At 66.2% G+C, this 6,604-nt stretch carries 4 protein-coding genes and 1 pseudogene; 4 read left to right on the forward strand and 1 reads right to left on the reverse strand.

Translation table 11 applies throughout. From position 1 onward, the window contains the following. Nucleotides 1-1,015, reverse strand: a pseudogene (locus MXAZACID_RS05200) (hypothetical protein); the annotation flags it as partial. Between the two features lie 95 nt (nt 1,016-1,110). Here MXAZACID_RS05200 and rnr point away from each other — a divergent pair. From rnr to MXAZACID_RS05220, 4 genes are all read left to right on the forward strand, one after another. Continuing rightward, complete coding sequence (gene rnr, locus MXAZACID_RS05205; RefSeq protein ID WP_008493082.1) at nt 1,111-3,351, forward strand: ribonuclease R; 2,241 nt, start codon at nt 1,111-1,113, stop codon at nt 3,349-3,351. After that, entirely contained in the window at nt 3,348-4,874 is a 1,527-nt protein-coding gene (locus MXAZACID_RS05210; protein ID WP_008493083.1) for a S41 family peptidase, read from the forward strand. The genes rnr and MXAZACID_RS05210 overlap by 4 nt, the downstream gene beginning before the upstream one ends. A 62-nt stretch (nt 4,875-4,936) precedes the next feature. Then, nucleotides 4,937-5,104: a 50S ribosomal protein L33 gene (gene rpmG / locus MXAZACID_RS05215; RefSeq protein WP_008493085.1), complete on the forward strand. Its 168-nt coding sequence runs from the start codon at nt 4,937-4,939 to the stop codon at nt 5,102-5,104. 190 nt (nt 5,105-5,294) lie between these two features. Next, nucleotides 5,295-6,530: a putative zinc-binding metallopeptidase gene (locus MXAZACID_RS05220; RefSeq protein ID WP_008493086.1), complete on the forward strand. Its 1,236-nt coding sequence runs from the start codon at nt 5,295-5,297 to the stop codon at nt 6,528-6,530. Nucleotides 6,531-6,604 lie beyond the last annotated feature (74 nt).

The following is a 6,604-nucleotide window of genomic DNA, read 5'->3' on the forward strand; positions in this document are numbered from 1 at the left end:
TCTCGATCACCGATTGCGCCGCCAGCCCCCCGAAATCATAGGCGGTGCCGCTGAGCAGCAGCGAATTGGCCGCCACCTCCAGCACGCCCCCGGCGGCGATCGACAGCCCGCCGGCGGTGAGATTGCCCATCAGCGCGGTCAGCCCGGTGACGGCCAGCGTGCCGGCCAGGCTTTCCCCCCCGGTCACCAGCGTTTGCCCACCCAGCGTATAGCTCGCACTCGCCGGGGCGAGGCCGACATTATACAGGAATAGATTGCCGTAGGTGACCTCCTGCGGCAGCACGCCGCTGAGGTTCCACAGCTCATACTCAAGATGCTGACCGCCGGAGATGGTCGGCCCGGCGAATTCCAGCGAAGTCAGCAGCGTGTTGAGCGCGCCGATCTCGTTCGCCGCCAGGGTCAGCTCGATGGTGCCGCTGCCGATGCCGCTGGCCTCGATCCCCGAGAGGGTGGAATAGCCGGGCAGCATCAGCACGCCCTCGGACACGGACAAAGTGAGCTGCAGCGTCTCCTGCGCCCCCAGCCCCATCGCCGCCAGGGCGCTGGCGGCGGGGTCGGCGAGCAGCAGATCGGGCAGGAGCTGCGGCTGGTTGGGCGCGATCGTCACCAGCAAGGTCGGGTCGACAAAGGCCGGAGGGCTCTGCGGCACCAGCGTCAGCGCCAGCGTGCTGCTGGCCAGGCTGCCATAATTATCGGCGGCGAGCAGCGAGATCAGGTCAGAGCTTGTCCCGGCCGCCTCGCTGATCTGCAGGCTGGAGAGGGCCGCATTCACCTGCGCCTGCGCGCCTGAAATCACCAGCGTGTTGCTGTTGGCCGACACCGTGGCGCCGCTGGTGGCGCTGGCACTCATCGCCGCCGCCGCGTTCGCCGCGACCAGCTTGAGCGTGATATTCGCGCCCGCATTGGGATCGTTCACCGCCAGGCCATAGGGCAGCCCGGCCAGGGAGGAGAGCGTGGGCTGTCCCTCGATGGCCGTGATCGTCGCGGGAACCTTGATGCTGATGATGCCGCTCACAACTCCAGGTTACATGATTCGGTATCGCAATCAACCCTCAATTTGCCCGCAAACAGACATGGCCGGAAACCGCTCCCGGCCCCATACTAGGAGTCATGAAGACCAGGACGAAGCAGACCGAGCCGAAAGCCCCCAAACCGCAACGGGACAAGCCGCAAACCGCGCTGCCCAGCCGCGACTCGGTGAAGCGCTTCCTGGCCGAGGCCGCCAGCCCGCCGCATTTTCGCGACGTGGTGCGCGCCTTTTCCGTCACCCCGGAGAACCGCAAAGGGCTGCGCGGCATCCTGAAATCGCTGGAGGTCGAGGGCCATGCCGAGCGCGCCGGGCGCAAGCGCTTCACCGAGGCGGGCCGGCTGCCGGAAAACGCGATGGTCGAGGTCACCGGCATCGACCGCGATGGCGAGGCCATCGCCAAGCCGGTGCTCTGGGACGGGCCGGGCCGCCCGCCGGTGATTTTCATGCAGCCCGAGCGCGCCGGCGCCGCCGCTCTGGCGCCGGGTGCGAAGGTGATGGCCAGGCTGCGCCAGATCGGCCCCGACAAATATGAGGGCCGCACGCTCAAGCGTGTCGAGGGCCAGAGCGGCAGCATTGTCGGGCTGTTCCATAAAACCCCTTATGGCGGGCGTATTGAGCCCACTGAGAAACGCCAGAAGGGCGAATGGGTGGTCCCCGGCGGGGAGACGATGGAGGCGGAGGAAGGCGAGATCGTCCGCGCCGAGCCGCTGCCCGGCAAGCCCTTCGGCCCGAAGCCGGCGCGCATTACCGAGCGGCTGGGCAATGCCAGCGATGCCCGCAATGTCAGCCTCATCGCCATCGCCCAGCACGGCATCCCGATGGAATTTTCCGAAGCCGCGCTGAAGGAGGCGAAGCGGGCGAAGAACGTGGCGCTGGGCAAGCGCACGGATCTGCGCGACCTGCCGCTGATCACCATCGACGGCGCCGATGCAAGGGATTTCGACGATGCCGTGTTCGCCGCCCCGGAGCCGCATGGCTACCGGCTGATCGTCGCCATCGCTGATGTCGCGCATTATGTGAAGCCCGGCAGCGCGCTGGACAAGGATGCCAAAGAGCGCGGCAATAGCTGCTATTTCCCCGACCGCGTGGTGCCGATGCTGCCCGAGGCGCTCTCCAACGGGCTCTGTTCGCTGAAGCCCGACGAGGAGCGGGGCTGCCTGTTCGTCGAGATGCATATCGACGTGCATGGCAACAAGATCCGCCACGCCTTCGGGCGCGGGCTGATGCGCTCGGCGGCGCGCAAGACCTATGAGCAGGTGCAAGAGGAGTTCGAGGATAATCCCGAAAACCACGCCCATCTCTACGCCGCCTATCACGCGCTGAGCGAGGCGCGGGAGCGGCGCGGCACGCTGGATCTCGATCTGCCGGAGCGCAAGGTGAGTTTGGGCGCGGATGGGCAGGTGCAGAGCGTGGCGCCGCGCCCGCGCCTGGCCAGCCACAGACTGATCGAGGAATTCATGATCCTCGCCAATGTCTGCGCGGCGGAGGAGCTGGAACGGCTGAAACTGCCCTGCATGTACCGCGTGCACGCCCCGCCGAGCCCGGAGAAGCTGGATAATCTGCGCAGCTTCCTTTCCACGCTGGATATTTCGCTGAAACCCGGTGACCAGCTGCATCCGCGCGACCTGGACGGGATTCTGCGCCTCGTCGCCGGCACGCCCGCCGCCACCATGGTGAATGAGACCATGCTGCGCGCCCAGAGCCAGGCGGAATACGCGCCGGACAATATCGGCCATTTCGGCCTCGCCCTGGGCCGTTATGCGCATTTCACATCGCCGATCCGCCGCTATGCGGATCTGCTGGTGCACCGCGCCCTCATCAAGGGGCTGAAGCTCGGCCGCGATGGGTTGCAAGACGATGAAATCGCAGGCTTTGCCGACATCGCCGAGCACATCACCGCGACCGAACGCCGCGCCACCATGGCCGAGCGCGATTCCTCCGACCGTTATCTTGCGCTGTATTTGCAACACCGCGTCGGAGAGTTGTTCGCCGCCCGGATTTCGGGGGTGACGAAGTTCGGTCTCTTCGCCACTTTAACGGAAAGTGGTGCGAGCGGGTTCTTGAGTATGGCTAGTCTGCCGGACGATTTCTGGATGTTCGACGAGCGCACCCAAACCCTGTCCGGCCGCCGCAGCCGGGCGGTGTTTTCCCTGGCGCAGGAGATCGAGGTGAGGCTGAACGAGGCAAAGCCCGTGACTGGCGGCTTGCTGCTGGGGCTGGCCGGGCTGCCGGAAGGGGCGGCCGGGCCAGTGCGCCGGCGTGCCGGCGGGCGCGTGACCCCGATGAAACCCACAAAAGCGAAGCAGAAGCGGCGCAAGTGAAGCGCGCTGGGCTGTTCTTGCTGATTTGCCTGCTGCTGCCGCCGGGGCTGTGGTGCCGCACGGCTGACGCTGCCGCCGCCACCGCGACGTTCGACAGCGCCGCGGCCGCCAGCGTGTGGTCCGCCGCCCTCACTTACATTGCCCCGCGCGCGCTCAACCCCGTCACCATCCCGCAAATGACCATGTGGGGGCTGAACGGGCTGGCGGCGCTGGACCCCAATCTGAATACCGCCCTGCAGGATGGCGAGGTCCGCCTGTACGGGCCAGACCGGCTGCTGGCCGCCCTGCCCGCCCCGCAACCGACCGACGCCGCCGGCTGGGGCCGGGTGGCGGCCCAGGTGGCGCTGGCCGCCTATAACGCCTCCCCGGCCCTGCGCATGGCCGGCACACAAGGCATCATCGGCAATTTCTTCGACGAGCTGTTCAACCATTTCGACCCTTATTCGCGCTATGAAAGCCCGGTGCAGGCGGCGCAGGACCAGCTGATGATCACCGGGCTGGGCGGCACCGGCCTGACCCTGGCGGCGAAGGGCGGCCGGGTGGTGATCGGCGCGGTGGCCGCCGACAGCCCGGCGGCGGATATCGGGCTGCAGCCGGGCATGCTGGTGACACAGGTGAACGGTCGCGCCGCCTATCCCTCGATGGTCGAGGCGCTGAACAACGCCATGCCGGGCCTGCCCGGCAGCAAGCTCAGCCTCTCGGTGGCCGAGTCCGGCCAGGAGGCGCAAGCCCTCACCCTCACCCGCGGCTTCATCCCGCCGCAGACGGTGTTCACCGAACCGGATCTGGCCCCGGGCATCGCGATGCTGAAAATCAGCGGCTTCAACAAGGGCACGGGCGACCAGTTCGCCCAGGCGCTGGCCGGGGTGATGGCGCAGACGCCGCCGCCCTCGGCCCTGGTGCTGGATTTGCGCGGCAATCGCGGCGGGGTGCTGCGCCAGGCGGTGCTGGTCGCCGATTCGCTGCTGCAATCCGGCCCGATCGCCGAGACCAACGGGCGCGACCCGGATGCCGACCAGGCTTTCAAGGCCGAGGGGGCGGACCTCACCGACGGCGCCCGTCTGGCCGTGCTGGTCGATGGGCAGACCGCGAGTGCCGCCGAAATCCTCTCCTCCGCCTTGGCCGATGATGGCCGGGCGGTGGTGATCGGCTCCGAAACGCTGGGCAAGGGGCTGGTGCAGACCGTGACCGCCCTGCCGGATGGCGGCGAGCTGTACGTGACCTGGAGCCGGGTGCTGGCGCCGCGCGGCTGGCCGCTGCAGGGCATGGGGGTGATGCCGCAGATCTGCACCAGCAACGGCCCGCAGGCGCTGAACCAGCAGCTCGCGGCGCTGGCGCAGGGCCGCAACCTGCAATCGCCGGTGCTGGCGCAAGCACGTGCGGTGCGCGCCCCGGTCAGCATCGACCGGATTCTGGCCCTGCGCAGCGCCTGCCCGGCCGATATTGGCGGCGGGCTGGACGAGCAGGCGGCCATCGCCCTGCTCAGCAACCCGGAAATGTACCAGGCCGCACTGCTGCATTGAACGGAAGCGCTTGACGACGCGTGCAAAGCTGGGCCATACGGCCCGCTCTGGAGATTCTTAACATGGCCAAATCAAACGTCGTTCAAATCAAGCTCGTTTCCACCGCCGACACCGGCTACTTCTACGTGACGAAGAAGAATGCCCGTGCGCAGACTCAGAAGCTTGAGATGAACAAGTATGACCCCGTCGTGCGTAAGCACGTGAAGTTCAAGGAAGCGAAGATTAAGTAATCTTCGCGGGCGTAAGCACGTGAAGTTCAAGGAAGCGAAGATCAAGTGATCTTCGCCCCAGGCGATCGCCCGGGGTTGGCTTAGCCCACGCGGCTGCCAGATAATTTGGATATGGCGGAGATTTCACACGAAATCCCGCCCGCTTCACCTAAATACCCTTCGAACCCAACAAGGTTAGAGGGGTATTTTCGTGCGTCTATTTTCCTGCAAATCCTGCGCCCAGACGGTGTTCTTCGAGAACATCTCCTGCGAGCGTTGCGCGCACCAGTTGGGATTCGATTCAGAGACCCTGACCCTGCTGACATTGGCGCCAGACGATGACGCGCTGCGCCCGCTGGGCCACCGGACTCGCTATCGCTATTGCGAGAATGCCCAGTACCGCGCCTGCAACTGGCTGGTGCGCGACAACGCCGAGGATGGCCTCTGCGCCGCCTGCCGGCATAACCGCACCATCCCCGACCTCTCCGTGCCGGAAAATCTGGCCGACTGGCGGAAGATGGAAATCGCCAAGCACCGGCTGTTCTACACGTTGATGCGCCTGGGCCTGCCCCTGCAGAGCATCGCCGAGGCCCCGCAAAGCGGCTTGGCGTTCGATTTCCTGGCCGACCCGCCGAGCGGCCCGCGCATCCTCACCGGCCATGATGAAGGCTTGATCACCATCAACCTGAAAGAGGCGGATGACGCGATGCGCGAGAGATTCCGTGCCGAGATGGGCGAGCCCTACCGCACTTTGCTCGGCCATTTCCGCCATGAAATCGGGCATTATTACTGGAACGTACTGGTGCGCGATGCCGGGCGCTTAAATGAATGCCGCGCGGTGTTCGGCGATGACAGCATCGATTACGGCCAGGCGCTGCAGGCCCATTACGAACAGGGCGCGCCCGCCAACTGGGCGCAGAGCTACATCTCCGCCTACGCCACCATGCATCCCTGGGAGGATTTCGCGGAGAGCTGGGCGCATTACCTGCATATCGTCGACACGCTGGAGACCGCCACCGCTTTCGGGCTGCGCATCCATCCGCGCCGGACGGAGAATGAGCTGCTGCATGCGGATATTGATTTCGACCCGCACCGGGCGGAGAGCGTCGAGCAGCTGATCGAGGCCTGGCTGCCGCTGACCTTCGCGATGAATTCGCTGAACCGCTCGATGGGGCAGCAGGATCTCTACCCGTTTGTGATTTCCGAAGCGGTGATCCGCAAGCTCGGCTTCATCCATGAGCTGGTGCATGGGCATGTGGGCGGCAGCGCCACGGCGGCCGGGCCGATGCCGGCGGGGATCATCCTGCCGCAGACGCCACCCGAGCGGGACGAGCCGCCGCCCGATGGTGACGAGCCGCCGCCGGTGGACGAGCCCCCTGCCGACGCACCGCCGATGCCACCGCCGCATGTGCCGGTGACGCCGCCGCTCAATGTGGGAATGGTTTAAAAAGTTTTGGGGTGCAGCCCTTTTTTCAAAAAGGGCTGCAAAACGTTGGGGCTTTTGCAACGCCGGCGCCACCA

The organism is Acidocella sp. MX-AZ02 (genome assembly GCF_000306035.1).
GTDB lineage: Bacteria > Pseudomonadota > Alphaproteobacteria > Acetobacterales > Acetobacteraceae > Acidocella > Acidocella facilis.

Bases quoted from the DNA above. Each gene is read 5' to 3' on its own strand.
- rnr (WP_008493082.1), top strand. From the start codon at position 1,111: ATGAAGACCAGGACGAAGCAGACCGAGCCGAAAGCCCCCAAACCGCAA.
- rpmG (WP_008493085.1), top strand. From the start codon at position 4,937: ATGGCCAAATCAAACGTCGTTCAAATCAAGCTCGTTTCCACCGCCGAC.